At 65.4% G+C, this 21535-nt stretch carries 15 protein-coding genes; 8 read left to right on the top strand and 7 right to left on the bottom strand.

The annotated features are described in order from the left end of the window. Positions 1-170: 170 nt before the first annotated feature. The 3 genes from GA615_RS21180 to GA615_RS21170 all read right to left on the bottom strand — a co-directional run bounded on the left by GA615_RS21180 (position 171) and on the right by GA615_RS21170 (position 2535). Positions 171-824: a hypothetical protein gene (locus GA615_RS21180; protein ID WP_152053327.1), complete on the bottom strand. Its 654-nt coding sequence runs from the start codon at positions 822-824 to the stop codon at positions 171-173. A gap of 72 nt (positions 825-896) precedes the next feature. Further along, a complete protein-coding gene (locus GA615_RS21175; RefSeq protein WP_152053326.1) occupies positions 897-2084 on the bottom strand; it encodes a pilus assembly protein TadG-related protein in 1188 nt (395 codons plus the stop codon). A gap of 31 nt (positions 2085-2115) precedes the next feature. Then, positions 2116-2535, bottom strand: a complete 420-nt coding sequence (locus GA615_RS21170; RefSeq protein ID WP_161602472.1) for a TadE/TadG family type IV pilus assembly protein — start codon at positions 2533-2535, stop codon at positions 2116-2118. 274 nt (positions 2536-2809) lie between these two features. On the opposite strand from GA615_RS21170, the gene rpmF reads away from it, so the two are divergent. The 3 genes from rpmF to GA615_RS21155 all read left to right on the top strand — a co-directional run bounded on the left by rpmF (position 2810) and on the right by GA615_RS21155 (position 4557). After that, positions 2810-2998, top strand: coding sequence for a 50S ribosomal protein L32 (rpmF, locus tag GA615_RS21165; protein WP_152053324.1), 189 nt, complete (start codon positions 2810-2812; stop codon positions 2996-2998). Positions 2999-3045: 47 nt separating this feature from the next. Continuing rightward, positions 3046-3366 (top strand): 50S ribosomal protein L28, encoded by a 321-nt coding sequence (rpmB, locus tag GA615_RS21160; protein ID WP_152053323.1) that lies wholly within the window; start codon positions 3046-3048, stop codon positions 3364-3366. A 435-nt stretch (positions 3367-3801) separates the two neighbouring features. Beyond that, complete coding sequence (locus tag GA615_RS21155; protein ID WP_152053322.1) at positions 3802-4557, top strand: hypothetical protein; 756 nt, start codon at positions 3802-3804, stop codon at positions 4555-4557. 121 nt (positions 4558-4678) lie between these two features. Here GA615_RS21155 and GA615_RS21150 read toward each other — a convergent pair whose 3' ends face one another. Next, positions 4679-4921: a hypothetical protein gene (locus tag GA615_RS21150; protein ID WP_152053321.1), complete on the bottom strand. Its 243-nt coding sequence runs from the start codon at positions 4919-4921 to the stop codon at positions 4679-4681. 261 nt (positions 4922-5182) lie between these two features. Between GA615_RS21150 and GA615_RS21145 the strand changes: the two genes are divergently transcribed. After that, a complete protein-coding gene (locus GA615_RS21145; protein ID WP_152053320.1) occupies positions 5183-6652 on the top strand; it encodes a hypothetical protein in 1470 nt (489 codons plus the stop codon). Between the two features lie 83 nt (positions 6653-6735). Here the strand turns inward: GA615_RS21145 and GA615_RS21140 are convergent, their stop codons facing one another. After that, the gene (locus GA615_RS21140; RefSeq protein ID WP_152053319.1) at positions 6736-8202 is read right to left on the bottom strand and encodes a DUF1501 domain-containing protein; all 1467 of its coding nucleotides are present in this window, start codon (positions 8200-8202) and stop codon (positions 6736-6738) included. Between the two features lie 4 nt (positions 8203-8206). Continuing rightward, entirely contained in the window at positions 8207-11416 is a 3210-nt protein-coding gene (locus tag GA615_RS21135) for a DUF1553 domain-containing protein (RefSeq protein WP_152053318.1), read from the bottom strand. 1202 nt (positions 11417-12618) lie between these two features. On the opposite strand from GA615_RS21135, the gene GA615_RS21130 reads away from it, so the two are divergent. Beyond that, on the top strand, positions 12619-16128 hold the full coding sequence (locus GA615_RS21130) for a Calx-beta domain-containing protein (RefSeq protein WP_152053317.1): 3510 nt from the start codon (positions 12619-12621) through the stop codon (positions 16126-16128). A gap of 247 nt (positions 16129-16375) precedes the next feature. On the opposite strand, the gene GA615_RS21125 is transcribed toward GA615_RS21130, so the two are convergent. Further along, a complete protein-coding gene (locus tag GA615_RS21125) occupies positions 16376-17302 on the bottom strand; it encodes an alpha/beta hydrolase (RefSeq protein ID WP_152053316.1) in 927 nt (308 codons plus the stop codon). 476 nt (positions 17303-17778) lie between these two features. Between GA615_RS21125 and GA615_RS21120 the strand changes: the two genes are divergently transcribed. The 3 genes from GA615_RS21120 (at position 17779) to GA615_RS21110 (ending at position 21396) form a co-directional block, all read left to right on the top strand. Continuing rightward, entirely contained in the window at positions 17779-20262 is a 2484-nt protein-coding gene (locus GA615_RS21120) for a sodium-translocating pyrophosphatase (protein WP_201750269.1), read from the top strand. Positions 20263-20387: 125 nt separating this feature from the next. Continuing rightward, positions 20388-20801 (top strand): hypothetical protein, encoded by a 414-nt coding sequence (locus GA615_RS21115; protein ID WP_152053315.1) that lies wholly within the window; start codon positions 20388-20390, stop codon positions 20799-20801. 46 nt (positions 20802-20847) lie between these two features. Then, the gene (locus GA615_RS21110) at positions 20848-21396 is read left to right on the top strand and encodes a hypothetical protein (RefSeq protein ID WP_152053314.1); all 549 of its coding nucleotides are present in this window, start codon (positions 20848-20850) and stop codon (positions 21394-21396) included. Positions 21397-21535 lie beyond the last annotated feature (139 nt).

The following is a 21535-nucleotide window of genomic DNA, read 5'->3' as shown; positions in this document are numbered from 1 at the left end:
ATCGGGCCGCGACACCCTTCAATCGACTGATGCTGGCGTCTTCGTCTGATCATGTCCCGTGGCGTCTTGTCCGCGGGGCTATCAGAACCTTAGGTCAGATTTTGAAGCGAGGTGGCCCTGCCTTCGGAAAATGTTGCGAGGAAACGACGCAGCCCAGGACTCAGGCCCCGTCATTTCATGAGGTTCACGTCCCGAACTGTCTCGTCGATCGCAACGAGCGTGTTCCCGTCGTAATAACGCACCTGAAGCAGCCGCATCGACGCGACCCGGTTGGCCTGCCAGCCCACTCCGGAGAACTCGACCGACGTCTCGGGGTGATAGCCTGACATCGACGACAGCGCCGACGTCACCGAGACCCCCAGGTTCGCCCCCGAGCCCTGGCCGAACTGGCCCCAACTGGTCGATTTGCCCCCGATGATCTGGTACGACATTACCCCGCCGACGAGTCCCAACGACTGCGTCCAGGTAATCGTCTCATTGGTCGTCGACAACTTCGCCGTGTGCTGGGTCGATGTGGCCTGCGCGACATCGGCGTTGTACGCGATGACCTCCAACCCTCCCGACCGAAAGGATGGCTGGCTTCGATAGTTCAGGTTAAACGCAATGAACTGCCCCGCCTGGCTGTCAAGCGGGCTCATTGACGTGGTGATCTGGGGCCCTTCGGCAACCGAGTCTGGGGCAATGATGACCAGCTCCCAGTCTTCCTCGACGCGATCGAAGGGCGGTGGTGTACTCTGCGCCATGGCGGTCCACGCCCCGGCCGTGGCAATCCACGCGACGGCCAGCAGCGGCCCGACCGCCTGGACGATCCGTGGTCGGTTCATGCGTTCTGCTCCCGTTGTTGCAAAAAAAATGGAACGGTCGTCGCGCGCAGCACGGGCCGCGCGGAGCTTCGGTTAACGCGACAGGTTCAGCCGGATCAATCCGCCCGCCGTCCAGTTCGTCTGGACCTCGCCGGGGATTGCGGTCGGATCACGCGTGAGCGCCGGCTGCACGATTACGTACTTCGGGTTCCCCTTGAAATTCACGGACAACACCCGGACCGCCGCAAAATCAACCACCTTGTACTGGGCGTTGTTGCCGTTGCCGGAATTCTCCGAATAGATGGGAATCGTCCGCGGCTTGCCGATGATCGCTGTCAGGTCGTCTTTAATCCCCGCGCTGATGCCGGGATCACCTTCGAGCATCACGTAAGGGCCGTCGCTGTCGGACTGGCTGAGTGTGAGCTTCCCTCCCGGATACCTCGACAGTTGCTGCGGAGTGACCCCGTATCGGATCTGCGCTCCCAGCGTGCTGGTACTGTTGTTGGTGGTCCCGATGTTGACGGTTCCCCAGTTGCCGGGAGAGCCGGACTTGACCGGGTACAGGACCGATTCCGGAATCCCGTCCGTTCCGGAGGCAACCTGACCCGTGTCCGTGTCGTAGCGGTACTTGTCGCCGTTGCTTGAGGTCGGGCTGATCATCCGCTCGTAAGCCTCCTGGTCCAAAACGATCGGCAAAAGGTCGGCGTTCTGGCTCGATTCGGAACTGAACCCGGCAATGCTGTAGTTCATCGCAGTGGCCGTGCCGCGCACCCGGACGGACGCCCCGTCAATCCCGATCGCCCGTGCGAAGAAGGCCGGAACAATGCCTCCCCGCTCCTCCGATCGGGCCGCGCGCACCTGAACCGAGTTGAAGTTCGCCGCCAGCGACGCGTCACTGAGAAACGGGCTGGCCGGGTTCATCGGATCGGCAATGTATCCCAGCACCACATCCCCGTTCGGGGCGTTGAACGGGTTGCTTACGATCACCGGCGGCTGACCGAGGACCTCATTCTGTTCGACGAACTGCTGCGCTCGACTCTGAGCCGAGGTGAAGATCGTCGTCAGCGACATGTTCGGGTTCAGCCGTCGCTCGTCGGCCAGGGCCGAGGCCCCGGCCAGTGCTCCGGCATCGGCCGAGATGCCCAGTTGGTGCCGCGCCACGGCCAGCACCGTCGTATCGACGGCCAACGCCACGAAGCCGAGGATCGCGGTCATCATTACAGCCGAGAGCACCAGGGTCGCCCCGCGGCGCCCTTCGGCCGCATCGGCGTGTCGTCTCATGAACGGATCCTCCTGCGACGGGGCCGTCGCGTCACGGGTTCTTTTCACTACACATGGTTGCCGAGGCCACGACCGTCGTTTCCTCGAACGCGAACGGATCTCCCAGCCAGCTCACGTCCTTGAACGGCACGCTCAGCCGAACGGTGATCGGTGCCGGTGCCTCCACGTTGAGCCACGATCCGTTCGGACTGCTGATCTGCACCGAAGGCGTAATCCCCGTGCCGGCCAGGGCCGCATTGATCCGGGCCTGCACGGCCGCCTCGCTCTGACCCGGCAACACCGCCGTCCGGCAGCCTTCACGCGCCGCCACATGCAAGAGTTGCGACACCATTCCCAGGCGAGACGCTTCGATCGTGCCCAGAATCAACGCGAGAAACAGCGGTAAGATGATCGCCATCTCCACCGCGGCCGCCCCGGATCGCTTGTAACGGCGCGAACACGAGACGCGCATTTCAGGGGACCTCCTTCGTCTCTCATCGAACGCCATGCCCTCCCCACGCCTGGAATGCACGCGCCGATGCCTCCACAGCCCCGGATCTCCAGGACTGCAAACCTTCCTTGAGAACCCTAGTTCACCCTTTCCGCCGCTTGCAAAATGGCGGGCAAGGCGCTGTTTCCTTCTGGCATCATTTCAGTTCGCCTTGTCAGCACCACCGGTCCCTCGATACAATTCACCCTTTTCCCAAACCACACTTTGACCCAGGCAGTTCGCCGGAGCGTGTGCCGTGGCCGTACCGAAGCGGCGTACATCGAAGTCCAAGAAGGGAATGCGGCGTAGCCATGACGCCCTTCAGTTCAACGTCATTCTGATCAGCTGCGAACAGTGCGGCACCCTGAAGCCTCGCCATACGGTCTGCCCGGATTGCGGGACCTATCGCGGTCGACAGGTATTGAAGATCGGTGACGAGGAGTGAGCCGGGCCAGATCGCCTCTGTGCTGGCCATGATCAGGAGTCAGTCCGATGGGACGGCAGTGCGAAGTTAGCGGCAAGAAGACCTCATTCGGCAACCACGTCACCACACGCGGCAAAGCCAAGTACCTCGGCGGTGTCGGCACCAAGATCACCGGCATCAGCCGACGGAAGTTCAAGCCCAATCTCCAGACGATCAAGGTCTGGCTTCCCAACGGCACCACCCGCCGCGTTCGCGTGGCCACCTCGGTCATCCGCGAAGGGAAGCTGACGCTCGAAGTCGACGGAAAGATGCAGACCTTCCCCCTGATCAAGGCCTCCAAGGGAAGCCGTCAGGCCCGGGAAAAGCTCGGTAATCTCTTCCCGCTCTGAGTTCTGAGCCCCCAATGATTTGTTTGCCCAATCTCGGGGAGAGCCCCCTCTTCACGGCCTCCCCGTGGATCGGGACGCTCTTCCCCCAAGATGTCCTGAGTTGTTGCATCCCGTTGCAATGACCAGGCTCAATCCTTCCTAAATCCCGCCAATCCGCTCGAAGAATCAGCCGATCCTCGATCGTCTGCCGTCTTTCCCTCCCCAATCGTGCTCCCGATCCTGCTCCAGCGATCGGCGGTGCCCTCTTCACCGAGCCCTCCGATTCGGGTTCAATCAAACAACGGTCAGCGCTCTCCCCGGCGCTCGGTTTCCGACGATCCGGGGCTTCGTTTTCGGCCGTCAGCTTCCGACCTTCGGCTGGGTTTGCTGTAACCTCGCCGCGCTCGGAAGACTTCCCCCCCGCCGAGTCGGACGAGCGAGCGAGGCGCTTCAACCATGGACGAGGAGTTGCTCAGGAGCAACCGTTCAGGCCGGCGACCGCCTGACGACGAGGTTCCGGGTTCAAGCGACCGCCCTCGTTCGACGGACGATCCCGGCATCGAGCAAGAGGCTCCCCCGTTCGATCTCCCCGCCGTCCACCGCTACCTGATTCGGCTCATCGTCGATCGAGACGAGGCCGACGTCCTCTACCAGCGGTTCGTGCCCGGTCTACAGCGGGAGGCTCAGCACACCATCGTTTCCCAGCACAAGCGTTCCCGGCTTGTCTTTCGGAGCGCCTTGATCCAATGGCTCGCCGAGCTTCAGCAGTCGGATCGCTGCCCCGTTCCCCTGGCCCCGCTCGACGTCTCAATCGAGGAGGCTCGCTTCGACACAATCTGGAGAACCGTCCTGCTCGAACGCACCTGGCAACGGCTTAAGCTCCTTGAGGAAGAATCCGGTCAGCCCTTCTTCCTCGCCTTTCGCCAGCGATCTGAGGCACCGGGGCTCTCCACTCCCGAACTGGCCGATCGCATCGCCCTGGCCCTCGATCGTCCCATCTCCACTGCCGGCACGCAGCGACTCTTGCGCCGGGCCCATGCGCAGTTCTCCCGGATGCTCCTTGAGGAGGTGATCGCCACCCTTCCCGAGAATCCTCCCTTCGAACTCCTGGAACGCGAATTGATCGAAACCAACCTGCTCGCCTTCTGCCGAGAGGCGATCGGAGGGCTCCGCCGCCGCTCCTCCCCCCCGGGTCGGCGACCTGCTCCGTAATCGGCGATCGGTTGCAAATCCTTTTCTGCGCAGAACTTCGGGGGCGGGAGACGAGAGCCTCGGCTCCGTCTTCCGCCCCCGAATCAAGCGATCACGCATGGCCGTGCGACCGCGGATGCCGTCAGTTCGCTTCTGCCGGAACGGCGTGATCATTCAGCCGTTCGACCAGTTCCAGGGCATCTTCCGCCCGTCGCCGGTCGGCATATTTGGCCAGCGGAGCCGATGGGGTTCCATCTCCGTAAATCCCGACCACCACATGCAAGCCTCGAGATTCGACCACCTCGGCCCGATCAAACAGACCCGATCGGATCAAGGAGGCCAGGTTCCGCTGCCAGAGGGCTGTTTCGTTGAGCTTCTTAACCATCTTGACCTCCCTGACGTGCCAGTCACGATGATGAGACCTCATGGTGAACGGCCGTGCCGTTCTGTCCTACTACTACGGTTCGTTCTGGGGAATTGTTCTCAGAAAGAGATTCGACGGGCCGCCCCGGATCTTCATCTCCTGTGCCGATTGCGACGGTTTTAAGCGTCTGGAGGGTCAAGGCCGACGCGACGCTCGTCCGATAACCACTCCCAGGAGACTGGACCACGCGTTCCTGATCGATTGGGCATGGAGGCGACCACAATGCGAAGAGCGCAGGGTTCTCGGCCAGACCGCGGTCCTCGCCGCAGGAGACAGCCGAGCTTCGAGGCGCTCGACGGCCGGTTGCTTCTCTCGGGAGTGACGCCCGTCGGCGGAAAGCTCGGGCCGTTCATTGCTCCCGGAGCGATCCGGCCCCGCATTCAGCAGGCTCCGGTGCGCGTCGACGCCTCACCGGCGGTCAACCAGTACCTGGTGCAACTGCTCGGCCCCGATGCCATGGAACCGATCCGAGCCCAGGCGGCGGCTCGGGGCGTGGCGGGCCGTTCCATGCTGCATCAGGCCGTGCTCGCCCAGCCGTTCGTGAACGCCATGTTGGGCTCGGTCGATACCTATACCTTGCTCAACTCACCTGCGGCGCAGGCCCTGGTCGGCTTCTCGGCCGCGCCGGAAGCCCCGCCAGAGGAGCAAGAACCGGTCCAGTTCCTCGTGCCGGAATCGAACCTCCTGTTCCTCGGACCGACCGAGGCCACGATCCAGATTCCTCCCGCCGAGGGCCGAGCGGCCTTCACGGTGACGGTTCCGATCGGCAATCTGCAATTCCTCGGCGAAGGGTTCTACCAGGTCGCCGTGCCCGTCGATCAGATCCCCGGTGAAGGGGTTCTGCCCCCTTCCGAGACGATCGGCACCGGCGCACTCTCCTCGGTCTACCGCCAGACCGGCCCTCTTATGACCGAGGCTCTCCGCACCGGCCGACCCTTTCGGGGCCTGAACACGCCGCCGGTGGTCCGCGGCCTTCGGCTGGCCCGATCGCTCGGCGATCCTCGCCTGATTCCCCCTGGAACGCAGGCCAACTACCTCCGATTGCTCCGCGTGGCCGTCGAGCGCAACGCCTTCGACACCTCTCCCGAGCAATCCCAGCGGATTACCGACGAGTTGGAATCCTTCCTCTTCGACGTGCAGCAGCTTTCCGCCTCGGGAGCCTTCACGCCGGTCGTTCCGCCCGCGACCCCCGCGAACATGCTCGGCGGCGCTCGGCTGGGGAACACCATCCAGATCACCTCGGGAGCCGTCCGCGACCTGGTGAACGTCGCCCCGAGTCAGACCGGCCTGCAACTGTTCGGTCTGAACTTTCCCGGCCGGATCGACTCCGGCATCATCATCGCGGCCAATGGCGACTATGGCCTGGTCCTCTCGGCCCGAGGCCCGATGCAAGACGCTCCCGCCGGCTTCTCCACCGACACCGTCGGCGGTGATCTCCGCGTCCAGCTCAGTAACGCCCAGGCGATCACCGAGCTGAACGGCCTGCGGATCGAGGAAGGAACCTACCTTGGCTCGGTCATCTCCGGAGAGATTACCGCCTCGCGGACTCCGATCGGTCCCCGAGAGCTTGTCACCCTGGGGGCCGCCGCCGGGTTCGGCACGGGCCTCGACTTCGGTACCACCATCACCTACACCCGCGTGATCCCGCTGGGTAACCTCAATGCCCTGATTCCTCAGTACCCCGCTCCCTGATGCAACGGGGAGCGTCACGATGGCCTGGTTCATCCCCCGACCTTCGCGGGCCGAGGGATGAATCAGAGCCCCTCTTCAGGCTTTCATGCGATCAGGTCTTGAAGCACCCGGCCGTGCACGTCGGTCAGGCGGAAGTAGCGCCCTTGATATTTAAAGGTGAGCCGCTCGTGATCGATTCCGAGCAGGTGCAGGATCGTCGCGTGCAGGTCGTGCACATGGACGGGGTTCTCGGCGATGTTGTAGCCGAATTCATCGGTGGAACCGTAGGAGAGGCCGGGCTTGATGCCGCCGCCGGCCATCCAGATCGAGAAGCAGCGGGGGTGATGGTCGCGGCCGTAGTCGGTGGCGGTCAGCTTGCCCTGGCTGTAATTGGTGCGGCCGAACTCGCCGCCCCAGACCACGAGGGTCTCGTCGAGCAACCCTCGCCGCTTCAGGTCGATCACCAGGGCGGCGCTCGCCTGGTCGGTCTGACCGCATTCGCGTCGCATGCCGCCGGGAAGGCCGCCGTGGTGGTCCCAGTCCTGGTGAAAGAGCTGGATGCAGCGCACGCCTCGCTCGGCCAGGCGGCGGGCGAGGAGGCAGTTGGAGGCAAACGTGCCGGGGGTGCGGGCGTCCTCTCCATAGAGCTCGAAGGTGGACTCGGGCTCGTCGGAGACATCGGCGACTTCGGGCACCGATGCCTGCATCCGGTACGCCATCTCATACTGGGCGATCCGAGCGTCGAGCACCGGGTCGAGCGTTTCCTCATGCTCGATCTGGTGCAGTTCCCTGAGCCGATCGAGCATCTTGCGGCGGCCGGCGTCGGTCACGCCTTCGGGATTCTGAAGGTACAGGACCGGCTCGGCCCCCGCTCGAAACAAGATGCCTTGATGAGCCGATGGCAAGAACCCGTTTCCCCAGAGCCGAGAATAGAGCGGCTGACCCCCTTTGCCCTTGGTGATTAGTACGCAGAAGGCCGGCAAGTCCTCGTTGTCCGACCCGAGCCCGTAGCTAAGCCATGAGCCGATCGACGGCCGTCCGGCAATCTGAGCCCCGGTCTGGAGGAAGGTGATCGCCGGGTCGTGGTTGATCGCCTCGGTATACATCGACTTGACGATGCACAGCTCATCCGCGATCTTGGCCGTGTACGGCAACAGCTCGCTGACCCACGCGCCCGACTCGCCGTGCTGGGCGAACTTGAACAGCGAACCGGCCAGCGGCAAGGTCGCCTGGTTGGCCGACATGCCGGTCAGGCGCTGGCCGCCTCGGACGGACTCGGGCAGGTCCTCGCCGTTGCGGTCGTTGAGGGTCGGCTTGTAGTCGAACGTCTCCAGTTGCGACGGGCCGCCGCTCATGAACAGAGAGATGATCCGCTTCGCCTTGGGTGCGAAGTGCGGCAGGCCGGGCAGACCGGAGTCGTTCGTATCGGTTGCGGCCGATGCGAAACGCCCCTCGCCGCCAAGCAGATGAGCCAGCGCCGCGGTGCCGATGCCGAGCCCCGTCTTCGCGAAGAAGTGGCGGCGGTTGAGTTGCAGGCCGAGATGATCGGGGGGAGTGGGTTCGAATCGCATCGGCTCACCGTTTCATGTGACATTCGTCGTGGTTCAAGATCACTTGCACGAGGACGGCAAAGGCGGCCTGCTCGACCTGATCGAGGTCCGGGTCGGGTGGCTCGTCGCCGATGGCGAGAAAGGCCTCGGCGCGGGAGCGATCATCCCTGAACTCGTCGATCTGTTCGTGGTACAGCTCGGCCAGAATCTCGGATTCCTCGGGGGTTGGGGGGCGACCGATGGCGGATCGGAAGGCGAAGGTGATCCGGGCGTCGAGCGTCTCGCCTCCCTCGCGGATGGACCGCACGGCGAGGGCACGGGCGGCTTCGACATACTGAGGGTCGTTCAGGAGCAAGAGGGCCTGCATCGGGGTCATGGTCGTCGGCCGCAGGACGGTGCAGACCTCTCGGGCGGAGGCGTCGAGGGTGATCATCGACGGCGGCGGCGCGGTTCGCTTCCAGAAGGTGTAGAGGCTGCGGCGATGGCTGCCGGGGCCTTCGTCTCGGATGTAGGTCTGGCCGGAGTTCTCCTCCCAGATACCGGCGGGCTGATACGGTTTGACCGGTCTTCCACCGATGCGCTCGACCAGCAGCCCGCTGGCGGCCAGGGCGGCGTCGCGGATCGTCTCGCCGCGAAGGCGCTGGGCGGGGCCTCGGGCGAGCAAGAGGTTCTCGGGGTCGCGGGCCCGGACCTCCGGATCGACGGTCGAATCTTGCCGGTAGGTGGAGGAGGTGACGATGGTTCGGATCAACTGTTTCACGTTCCAGCCGGAGTCGATGAAGGTCCGGGCAAGCCAGTCGAGCAGTTCGGGGTGGGTGGGGGCGGCTCCCTGGCTGCCAAAGTCCTCGGGGGTGGCGACGAGCCCTCGGCCGAACAGGTCCTTCCAGTGGCGGTTGACGGCGACGCGAGCGGTGAGCGGGTGCTCGGGGTCGGTCAGCCACCGGGCGAGGCCGAGCCGGTTGCGGGGCTGATTGCTCGGGAAGGGGGAGAGGGACTCGGGGGTGTTCGACTCGACCAGATCGCGGGGGGCGTCGTAGGCCCCACGGGCGAGCAGGAAGGTCTGGCGAGGCTCGGGCATCTCTCGCATGACCATCAGCTCGGGGATCGACTCGACCAGGCTCGATCGCTGGCGGCGCAGGTCGCGGAGGGCGGCCAGGCGGGCTCGGTACTCGGGGTCGTGGTTCTCCAGGTAGTAGGCGAACAGCAGGTCGCGGCGCTCGCCCTCGGGAGAGGTGAACGCATCGGCAAGTGAGGTTCCGTCGTGCAGGTGGGCGACTTCGAGCGGGGTGAGGCGGCGGTCAGCGATCTTGACCTCGTCGATCATGCCGCCGATGAAGCCGCGGTCGCGGAAGCGCTGGCCGAAGGTCAGCTCGTCGCCGCCGCCGCCGGTGATGTCCTTGACCAGGTGATCGCGGACGACCTCGACGGGGGCGGGTCGGCCGTTGACGTAAAGGGTGATCCCATCGGCTCGGCTTGATCCGTCGTAGGTTACGGCGAGGTGGACCCAGGTCTCGGGGGGCATGGGGTCGATGGCCTGGATGCCGATGGCGTTGCCGGGCCAGAAGTGGACGAGTGAGGCGCTGAGGCGTCCGTCCTCGATCAGGAGCTGATAGCCTCGGCTCCCGGCGTCGGTCCAGGCTCGGGAGCGGTGGAACAGGACGGCACGGTCCTTGGTGTCGGGAGTCCTGGCCCAGAGAGCGACGGTGAAGGGGTCGTCTCGGGTGAAGTTGCCCATCGGCAGCACAAGGCTATTTTCGCCGCTGAGCAGGAGGCCGCCGCCGACCTGGCCGTCGATCGGCTGGGGGGCATCGACGAGGCGACCGGGGGCGTCGGGGTTGGCCAGGTTCGGGGTCGTCTGGCTGTCGCTGGCAATCTCGTCGAGCGGGAAGTCGCCGATCAGGCCGGTGACCGTCGGCTCGTGGTCGGACTGGTCGAGCCAGGCGTCGAACGCCTCGCGGCGCTGGTCGGCCAGGTGGGCGAGGGCGGCCTCGGCCTCCTGGATCTGGGATTCAAAGGATTCGATCTGTTGATCCTGGTCGCCCTGGGTCAACAGCAGGGTCGGGGTGGGGGTGGCGTTGGTGAAGTGGGAGTAGAGGCCGGATTCGTCGATGTTGTCGAAGAAGCTGGAGAGTTCGTAATAGTTGCGCTGGCTGATCGGATCATATTTGTGATCGTGACAGCGGGCACAGCCGATGGTCAGGCCGAGGATGGCGGTGCCGAGGGTGTCGGTGCGGTCGGCGACGTACTCGGCACGGAATTCTTCCTCGATGCTGCCGCCTTCGTTGGTCATCCGGTGGAGGCGGTTGAAGGCGGTGGCGAGGATCGGGTCGTAGCCGTCGTCGGGGTCAAGCTCGTCGGGGGGGATCAGGTCGCCTGCGATCTGCCAGGTGAGGAACTGATCGAAGGGCATGTTCGTGTTGAAGGATCGGATGACCCAGTCGCGCCAGGGCCAGACGGCCCGCTCAACGTCGGCCTGATAGCCGTAGGTGTCGGCATAGCGGGCCAGGTCGAGCCAGCCGACGGCCTGGTGCTCGCCGAAGCGGGGGGAGTCGAGCAGGCGATCGACCAGGCGTTCGTAGGCGTCGGGTCGGTCGTCAGCGAGGAAGGCGTCGATCTCGGCGACCGAGGGGGGCAGGCCGGTCAGGTCGAGCGAGAGACGGCGGATCAGACGATCGCGGTCGGCCTCGGGGGCGGGCGCAAGCCCTTCGGCGTCGAGGCGGGCGAGGACGAAGCGGTCGATCGGGTTGGACGGCCAGGAGGGGTCGCTGACCTCCGGAATGGGAACCGCGCTGATCGGATTGAACGACCAGTGCTGCTCCCAATCGGCCCCTTGCTCGACCCAGCGGCGGAGCAGGTCGATCTCGGCGTCGGAGAGGGTGCGGCCCGAGTCGGGCGGGGGCATGCGGTCGAGGTCGTCGTCGGAGGTGATCCGCCAGATCAGTTCGCTCGCGTCGAGGTCGCCGGGAACGACGGCATGGGCTCCCGAAGGGGTTTTGGCCAGGGCTCCCTCCTGGGTGTCGAGCCGGAGCCCCCCTTTACGGTCGGCCTCGTCGGGACCGTGGCAATGGAAGCAACGGTCGGAGAGGATCGGCCGGATCTGGCGGCCGAAATCGACCCGATCCGGGGCGTCCGGGGCCTCGGCCATCGCGGATGGGGTAGGACCACCGAGGCCGAGGAGCAGGCCGATCAGGGGAACCAGGCCGACGGAGCCGAGTCGAAGCGGTGGGAAGCTCATGCGATCATCACCGGGGGCTGGCGATTGGGGATCCACGATCCCGAGCACGACCGAGTGCGAGACGCAGTGCTCAAGCAAAGGGGTGGAATTCCTTTCTCATCATAAGGTGATGACGCCTGGGTTTCGAGGACTTCTTTTCCGGGACGGCGCGAACGCTCAGGGATGCGTTTCGACCGGAGGAGCCGACCCGAAGGAAGCCGAACGGCGTCGGGTGCGCCCGTCGGTGCGCCCCTGGGTGCGCCTGAGAGGTTTTGCGAAGTTTCCTTTCTGATAAGGACTTGTGACGCAAATCGCCGTTCGTTTCGTCGCCGCGACCGGGGGGAATGGGTTCGTTTCGTCACGAAGGATCGGCGTCGAATCGCGAGCGGGCGGGAGATGGGGTGCCAGGGATCGAATCGAAGGGCCGGAGGTTCGGGTGCGCCCTCCGGTGCGCTCCTGGGTGCGCCTGGGGGATAGGTCGAAAAGGGATATCCGTCATTGATTTACGTCGCGTGGTGCCGTTCGTTTCGAGAAACGGACGGCGCGGAATTGGCTTTGTTTCGCGCCGGAGTCTCGCGACATGAACGGAATGGCCCTCGTGGCGATTGCGGCTCGGGCTCCTTCGGCTCGCTCGTCACGAAGGGATCGGGAGGCGAGCAAACGCCCCAACTCGGCGAGTCAGGCCGGCGAGTCAGGCTCGCCTCGGGAGTGGTTTGGGTGGGGAACAGCCAGGTTGCCAAAGAAAAAAAAGAGAGCCGCGCGAAGGAAGGGTGAGACGGTCGCCAGAGGGATTCAAGCGTCGGGGAAGCGAACCGCCATGCTTTATCATCGGGGAATTGAGGAAATTCAGTCACCTGATCCAGAAAAATGAGAGACCCCAACGATGGCAACGGCCCCTGGGAGGGCGTTGTCGAAGCGGGGACGCGTGCGACACAAAGAAGGCCGGTTCAGGAGGTCGCCATCGTTCTGGAACCAGAATCGCGGGGACGGGGAGCGGGGTGATTTGGAACGAAAAGGAGGCCGGGGGGAAAGGCGTTGGATTAGGAGATTTCGGTAGAATCGGCGCGAGTGCGCGGGGCAGAAAAGGCGAGGATCATCCACGGGCAGTTCGCGGGGTTAAACTGACTTCCAAGGGGATTTGGGAAGCTGAGAGGTCAGTTCCGCGTGTCGAGCGGCGTTCGAGCGTGGGGTGGATCGACCGACCAAAGGGACGGAGGGGCGGCATGACTGGGCACGCTGTCGTCGGAAGGGGGCGTCGGCGTCGCTTCCGAGCCGGGGTGGAACGGGTCGAACCTCGGTGCTTGCTGGCGACCTTCTTCGTCATCAACACGGAAGACGCGGGGGCCGGCTCGCTTCGGGCGGCAATGCAGGCCGCCAACGCGAACCCGGGGGCGGATCATATCGAGTTCGCCATTCCGACCTCGACGGCTCCGGGGCTGAATGTGCCGGTGCCGGGGTTTGACCTGGGCACGCAGACCTGGCGGATCGAGCTGGAATCACCCTTGCCAGTGCTGACCGATCCGGTGACGATCGACGGGCTTTCTCAGGCCGATGTGCCGGTTGCCTTCTTTTACCCGGACGACATCGACGAGCCGACCACCATTCAGTCTGAGCCGAACTCGGTGGCGGCCTTGAACGGGAACAACGCCGCGCTTCGGGTGATCGTGGACGGCAGCGGGATTGACCGGAACGTTTATCCCGAGGTGGTTGGCTTCGAGCTTGCCACGAAGAACAGCAATCTGCGCGGTTTGATTATTGACGGGTTCGACATCGGGGTCCGGGTGCCGGATCGCTCGCACGTCGGCAACCGGATTCAAGGCAACAGCATCGGGGGGCATTTCCTCTTTCGGGTCGATCTCCAGACGGGAGACCCCTTGCCGGCTCCGGGGGATGTGAGCTTCCAGGGGGCCGGGATCTCGGGAGACGCGATCGTCGTCGCGGGGACGAACACGACGATCGGCGGCTTCAATGCGCAGGAAAATAATACGATCACGCTGGCCGGGGGCCGGGGGATCTGGATTCAGCCGGGGGCCGAGGGGAACCAGGTTTTCGGAAACCAGATCGGGGTGATCGGGCCGACCCGAAACGGGGTGTACGTGCAGGCGGGGAACGACCTGGAAGGCATTCTGATTGAGTCGTCGGACGATCAACTGGCCTCCAGCAATGCGATTGGCGGGCCGGAGCCGGGGTCGGGCAATGTGATCTCGGCCAATGGGAGCCACGGGGTCTGGCTGGATGGTCCGGGGGCGACGCGGAACCGGATCGAGGGGAATTACATTGGCGCGGCTCCCGGTGGCGGGTATCGGTTCGGTGCCGGGAATCCGGGGAACGCGGGAGACGGCGTGTTCGTCGACAATGCGCCGTCGAACCGGATCGGCGCGAATGAAGACGGCCGCCGGAACACGATTGCGGCGAACGGCGGAGCCGGGGTGCGCCTGTCGGGGCCGATGGCGTTCGGGAACCTGGTGGCGGGGAACTTCATCGGCACGACCTCCGATGGCAACGCGGCGCTCGGCAACGCGAGGGAAGGGGTTCGGGTCGAGCTGTCGGCATCGGGGAACACGATTGGCGAAGGCAATGTGATCTCGGCGAACCTGCGTGGCGTTGCGGTGGTGGGGGCGACGACCCGGAACACGGTGATCGCCAATAACCGGATCGGCAGCAGCGGATCGGGTCAGGGGGACCTCGGGAACGCGAAGGAGGGGGTTCGGATCGACGGAGCCCCGGATACGCGGGTGATCGGCGATGGGGACGGCTCGCAGATCATTTCTGGGAATAATGTGGGCGTGGCCATTCTGGGGCCGACGGCGACCGGGAACCTGGTGGCGGGAAGCTTCATCGGGACCGATCCGACGGGCCTTCTGGAGCTGAACAACTCGCTGCAGGGGGTGTTGATCGAGAACGCGCCGGGGAACACGATCGGCGGCACAACGACCGAGGCGAGGAACCTGATCTCGTCGAACCACTGGGGGGTGGATCTGGTCGGCGCCGGGACCGTGAACACGGTGGTGCAGGGGAACCTGATCGGCACCGACCTCTCGGGGACGCTCGCACTGAGCAACGAGGTGGACGGCGTTCGGATTCGGGACGGGGCCTCGAACAACCTGATCGGCGGAACGACGGTTGAGGCGGGGAACGTGATCGCGTTTAGCCGACGCGACGGGGTGCGGGTGGAAGGGCCGAGCATCGAGAACCGCATCCTGACGAACAGCATCTTCGACAACGCCGGACTGGGGATCAATCTGGTCGAGCCGTTGATGCTGGCGACGGGTCCGAACCTGTTGCGGCCGGCTCCGGTGATTGATCGGGTGCGGACCTCGACCGATTTCGCCAACATCGAAGGGTCGTTGACGAGCGTTCCGAACACGGCGTTCGTGATCCAGTTCTTCGCCAACGAAACGCTGGACCCGTCGGGCAACGGCGAGGGGAAGCGATATCTGGGCGAGACGGTGGTGACGACGAACGGCGCGGGGGTGGCGGTTTACTCGGCCGACGTGCCGGGAGCGGTCTTGCCGGGCGAGTTCGTGACGGCCACGGCGACCGACGCGGCGGGGAACACCTCGGAGTTCTCGGCCGGCGTGGCCGAGTTGCTCGGGACCGTTCAGTTTGCGATGGCGGTGTACGAGGTGGACGAGTCGAGCGGCGAGGCGGTGATCGCCGTCACCCGGACCGGAGGGAGCGGAGGTCAGGCGACCGTTGCGTACGCGACGATGGGAGGGTCGGCCGTGCCGGGCGTGGACTACTCGCCCGTTTCGGGAACCTTGACCTTTGACATCGGCGTGAATCAGCAGACCTTCACGGTGCCGATCCTCGACGACGACCTGGCCGAGGCGGTCGAGACGGTGGGGCTGGTGCTGTCGAGCCCGGCTGGGGCGGCGGACCTGGGCGACCCCTCGACGGCCATCTTGCGCATCGTCGACAACGACCAGCCGGGGACGATTGCCTTCGCCAGCCCGACCTTCGTGGTTTCGGAGGAAACGGGCGAGGCCACGATTACGGTTGTCCGGAGCGCCGGGGGAGGCTCGGTGTCGATCGAGTACGACACGAGGGCCGGAACGGCGGTGCCGGGGGTCGATTATCTGCCGGTTTCGGGGACGTTGACGTTCGGGCCGGGGCAACTGGTGCAGACCTTCACGGTGCCGATTCTGTTCAATCCGGGGTCGCAAGGGTCGCCAATGCTGGGGCTCTTCCTGGATGACCCGATGGGAGGAGCGAGCCTGGGAGTGCCCTCATCGGCGGTCTTGACGATCACGAACCTGGAGGTGCCGAGGGTTGCGAGCGTGGTGCCGCAATCGGATCGGCGAGGGTTCCTGACGATTGCGATCGGTTTCGACCGCGACATGAACGGCCCGAGGGCCGAGGATCTGCGCAACTACGGCTACAGCGTGCAAGTGCCGGGGCATAACCGCCGGATTGGCACGAGGGAAGACCTGTTGGTGCCGCTTGGGCCTCCGGTGTACGACCCGGCGACCCGAACCGTCACCCTGCGGACCCTCAAGCCGGTGCGGCCGGGAACGCCGGTGCAAATCCTGATCAATCAGGTGACGGGAATTCCGGGCGCGGGGGTCGGCGTGGCAGACGAGAACGGCGTCTTGCTCGACGGTGACGGCGACGGTCGCCCCGGCGGGACCTTCTCGACCGTCTTCCGAAGCCCGAGGCCGACCCCTGTGCCTCGCCCCTGGCCCCCCTTCCAGCGCCCGGCCTGGATGTTCCGGGGAGGCCGGTTGGGTTAAGCGGGCATCCAGGTACAATCTCCGTGCTTCAGTCGAGGGCCCCGGTTGGCGAACAACCAGGGCGGCGCAGCCGCAAGAGGTTGCGAGAGGCCGCACCGAGACCGCTCGTCGCTGCGCGACCCCGGTTGGCGAGCAACCGGGGCCACCCCAAACCTGGGCCGTTGTTCCTGAATGCCCTTTGAGCGAGGAGGTGGATGGTTCGCGTCTCAGTCCCTTGCGCGATGTGATGCGAAGGGGGAGGGGGCGGTCAGGCGAGGGCCTGGCGGAGGGCCTGGGCGGCCTCGGCGACGGCATCTTTCCCCTGGGGCATGATGTGGCCGAGGTGGAAGAAGCCGTGAATCTGGCCGTCGAAGCGGCGGTGGCGGGTCGCAACGCCGGCCTCGGTCAGGCGCTGGGCAAGGGCTTCGCCTTCGTCGCGGAGGGGGTCGTACTCGGCCGTCAGGACGAAGGCAGGGGGTAGTCCGGTCAGGTCGGCACGGAGAGGAGAGGCGTAGGGGTGGGTACCGTCGGCGGGGTCGGCGAGGTACTGCTGCCAGTAATACTGCATGGCGTTTCGGGTGAGGCCGAAGCCGGTGGCGCACTCGGAGTAGGAGGGGGTGTTGCAGGCCGAGTCGGCGACGGGGTAGATCAAGAGCTGGAAGGCGGGGGCCGGCTCGCCGCGATCCCGGGCCATCAGGCAGGAGACGATCGCCAGGTTCCCCCCCGCGCTGTCGCCGCCGACGGCGACGCGATGCGGATCAATGCCGAGTCGATCGGCCTGGGCGCGGACCCACCGGAAGGCGTGGTAGGCGTCTTCGGCCGCGGTGGGGAAGCGATGTTCGGGGGCGAGGCGGTAATCGACCGAGGCAACGACGCATTCGGAAGCGTTCGCCAGGCTTCGGCAGGTGCCGTCAACCATGTCGCAATCGCCCAAAATCCAGCCGCCGCCGTGGGAGAAGACGAGGGCCGGTCGGAGGGAGGAGCTGTCTGGTTCGGCGTGGGGCCAGTAGAGCCGAATCGGGATTCCGGTATCGGTGGAGAGGTTCTCGACGCGGGGGACCGGTTCGCGGGGGACGTCGGCCATGCGGGCGGTCATCATGGCGCGGGCTTCGGCCACGGGCAGGGTGTCGAAGCCGCGAAAGCCGGTCATTTGCTGCAGATCGAGCAGGGCCTGAGCGTACGGGTCGAGCGGCATTGAGCACCTCCGAGGGGGGGCAGGGCCAGAAGGCAACGCCTTTGCGAGCCGGACACAGCCCCCGTTGCCCGGCCTGCGGCTCCCGGCCGTTCGTGGGGCAGAGGGCAAGGGAGGAGCGCTGCTCGCTCGCGGAATCTGTTGCTCGGGTCCAGGGGTTGCCGGCGGATCGGCTTCCGAAGTCCCAAGGGTAGCAATCTGGAGGGACGGGGAAAACCGCAGGCTCGCCGGTGGCTCGTCTCGGACGGGATTGTCTGAAGTTTCTGGAGATAGCGCCGTTGGCAGCTTGACAACGAGTGATTACCTTGAAGCCCTTCCCAGCCCAGACCAGGGCCGAGCGGCCCGTTCCGACGGCCAACGGCGAGGGTTCGGCGGGCGTGTGGTTGCCACCCGAGCGGCCGGGGTGGGAACGGCGACGAGCGGCGATCGGCCGGCCATTGTCCTCCGGTTTCGAGCGACCCAGGGAGCATCAGAACACGATGTCCGAGATTCCGATTCCGATCTGGTGGTGGGTGGCTCCGATCGGGGCGATTGCCGCCCTGGTGTCCGCCTTCGGCTTCTATCGCCAGTTGCTCGCGGCGTCTCCCGGCGACGAGCGAATGCAGGAAATTGCCGGATATGTTCGGGAGGGGGCCTACGCCTACCTGAAGCGGCAGTATCTGGTGGTGGGGCTGGCGTTTGTGTTCCTGGTGATCTTGCTGGCTTTGCAGTCGTTCGTCTTGAAGCAGCAACATAACCTGGTGCCGTTTGCGTTTCTGACCGGTGGGTTCTTCAGCGGCCTGAGCGGGTTCATCGGCATGAATACCGCCACGTTGGCCTCGAACCGGACGACGCAAGGGGCCAAGGAATCGCTCAACCGAGGCTTGCAGGTCGCCTTCCGGGCCGGGGCGGTGATGGGCCTGGTGGTCGTCGGGCTGGGATTGCTCGACATCAGCGCCTGGTTCTGGCTCCTGGCCTGGCTCTTGCCCCGAACGATCGACGGCTTCCACATGTCGTTGGAGCAGATCACCGTGGTGATGCTGACCTTCGGCATGGGAGCCTCGACTCAGGCCCTGTTTGCCCGCGTCGGCGGCGGGATCTTCACAAAGGCGGCCGACGTGGGGGCCGACCTCGTCGGCAAGGTCGAGGCGGGGATTCCCGAGGACGACCCGCGGAACCCGGCGGTGATTGCCGACAACGTCGGTGACAATGTCGGCGACGTGGCGGGCATGGGGGCTGACCTGTACGAAAGCTATTGCGGTTCGATTCTCGCCACCGCCGCCCTGGGCGCGGCCGCGGCCCTGGGGCTTCGGGCCGCCAGCGGAGAGGCGTTGAGCTCTGAGGAGATGATCTACGCGCAGGCCCAGCTGGTGGCGGCGCCGATGATCCTGGCAGGCATCGGCATTCTGCTGTCAATCCTCGGCGTCTTCCTGGTCAAGACGGAGGAAGGGGCCAGCCAGCTGAGCCTCCTGTGGGCGTTGCGGCGCGGGATTTACGGCTCCAGCGCGTTCATTGTGGTGGCGGCCTTGCTGGTCTGCTGGTTGGTCCTGCCGCCCGACATCTGGCTTGGGGTCTTCCTGGCGATTACGGTCGGTTTGATTGTCGGAATCTTGATCGGTTACTTCACGGAGTACTACACGTCGGCCGACTTCACGCCGACGAAGTGGATCGCCGACCAGAGCGTGACCGGACCGGCGACGACGATCATTGCCGGGATGGCGCAGGGGATGCTCAGCACCTGGGCGTCGATCGCCATTGTCGGGCTGGGAACGATCCTGGCGTACTTCATCGCCGGGGGGGCGACCAACGCGACGCTGGGCCTGTACGGGGTGGGCTTCGCGGCGGTCGGGATGCTCTCGACCCTGGGAGTGACCCTGGCGACCGACGCCTACGGTCCGATCGCCGACAACGCGGGCGGCAACGCCGAGATGACCCACCAGCCGCCGGAGGTCCGTCAGCGAACCGATGCACTCGACTCGCTCGGCAACACGACGGCCGCGACGGGCAAGGGGTTTGCCATCGGCTCGGCCGCGTTGACGGCCCTGGCCTTGCTGGCGGCCTTTGTGGAGGAGGTTCGCATCGGCATCCAGCGGGAAGGGCTCTCGTACGTCGAGGAGCATCAAGGAGAGCTGGAGCAGGGCCGGATCTACCCGATCGGCAGCGGAAAGTACGTTGAGCTGTCCGAGTCGGTCGATCCGGAGACCGGTTTCTATCCGACCTATTTCGAGTCCAGCGGCGGGGCTCCGTTTGTCGAGGCCGACGGTGTTCTGGTGCAGGCCAGCGATACCCAGATCGTCGAACACTACAAGCCCGAGATCGCAGCGGCCACGCCGATCATCAACCTGGTTCGGGTTCGGACGGCCACCCTCTCCAATTTCATGGAGTATTACGGCGTCAACCTGATGAACCCGAAGCTGCTGGTCGGGGTCTTCGCGGGGGTCTTGATGGTCTTTGTCTTCTGCGGCCTGACGATGAAGGCCGTGGGACGGGCCGCCGGTCGGATGGTCGAGGAGGTCCGCCGCCAGTTCCGCGAGCTGAACCTCTTGACCGATCCGAACGCCAAGGCCGACTACGCCGAGTGCGTGACCATCGCCACCCGAGGTGCCCAGCGCGAGATGATCGTTCCGGCGATCCTGGCCGTCTCGGCTCCCCTGGTCGTGGGGATGGTCCTCGACGTGAGCGGCCTGATGGGCCTGCTGGCCGGAGCGTTGACCGCGGGCTTTGCGATGGCCATTTTCATGGCCAACTCGGGAGGTGCCTGGGATAACGCCAAGAAGTACATCGAGGCCGGAGCGATGGGCGGCAAGGGGTCGGACCCGCACAAGGCGGCCGTCGTCGGCGACACGGTCGGCGACCCGTTCAAGGACACCTCGGGACCGAGCCTGAACATTCTCATCAAGCTGATGAGCATGGTGGCTGTGGTCTTTGCGGGGGTGATTGTGAAGTACGCCCCGCTGATCGGTGATTACCTCGGAATCAACTGACGTTGATTTGCCTGGCACAGCCCGGCTCTTCGGCGAAGGCTCCCAGTAGGGCCAGGTTCTTCGCCGGAGTGCCGGGCGAGTGCGTGTGTCCCCACCACGACGACACATCAAATGATGGAGCGAGGATGCGGTTGGCTCGTTGGCTGTTTCTGGTGGCCGGTCTGATCGGTCTGCTGGCGATTGTGCCGCAGTATGCGCTCGAAGGGTGGATCAATCGGCAGTATCCGCCGGAGATCACGCATCCGGAATATTTTTATGGATTCGTGGGGCTTGCGGCGGCCTGGCAGGTGGTCTTCCTGGTGATTGCGAGCGATCCGATCCGGTATCGGCCGTTGATGCTCGTAGGGGTCCTGGAGAAAGCGGCCTTCGGAGGGGCCGCGGTGGTCTTGTTTGTGCAGGGCCGGGTTGGGGGATCGGTGCTCGGTCCGGGGTTGGTGGATCTGGTCCTCGGGGTTTTGTTTCTGGTGGCGTACCGGGCCACGAGGGGGATTGAGGTCGAGCCCGGCGCGGGCGGTGGCAGGCCGGACAGGATCGGATGACGACCAGGGGCCACGACATCGAACGTTCACCGAGGAGACCGATCCGATGAGTCGTCGAGCGTCGATTTCCGAGGGGGGCAGGGTTCGATTGCCTGGGGCATCGCGACGAGGAGCGGTGGTGGCGGCGGGGGCGGTGGTGCTGATTCCGCTGGTCCTGGTGCCGCTGTCGGCCGTGTTTGCGAACCTCTCGGTCGAGCAGGCCGACGCGATGCCTCGGTGGGCCGTCGAGGCATTCCGGCCCGATTTGTTGGTCGCCTGGATTGCCGCGGCTCGGCTGCCCATGCCAGTGCTGATCGGCTACGGTCTGGTGCCCCTGGCGATGCCGCCGACGCTGGCGATCGTGGGGTGGGGGACGGTGGGCCGTTGGGCGGCCCTCGCGGGGTTTTGTCTGGTCGGTTCCGTGCTGATCGGGCTGCTGGGGCTCGGGATGCTGCTGGAATTGATCGCGCCGGGGGCTCCCGGCGTCGGCGAGCGTCTGGAAGTGCTGGCCGGCCTGTGCTGGCCGTTGCTGGCCATCGAGGGGGCCGGTTGCCTGCTGGCGGCGTCTTTGAGCGGGTCGGAACAGGGGAATCCGCCCGAGGACGACCCGGTATGATCGCGGGGGAGGACCCGCGGGTGCTAGGCATTCAGGCGTCGGCTGCCTACAATGGTCGCTCCACTTGCAAAGCCACACGTTTCCCGAACGTCGCGCGGCCCAGGAATCGGGAGTAGCGACCTTGCCGAACCGCGATCAT

It is taken from the genome of Tautonia marina (assembly GCF_009177065.1).
Classification (GTDB): Bacteria; Planctomycetota; Planctomycetia; order Isosphaerales; family Isosphaeraceae; genus Tautonia; species Tautonia marina.
This window is presented reverse-complemented; position numbering and strand designations above follow the sequence as displayed.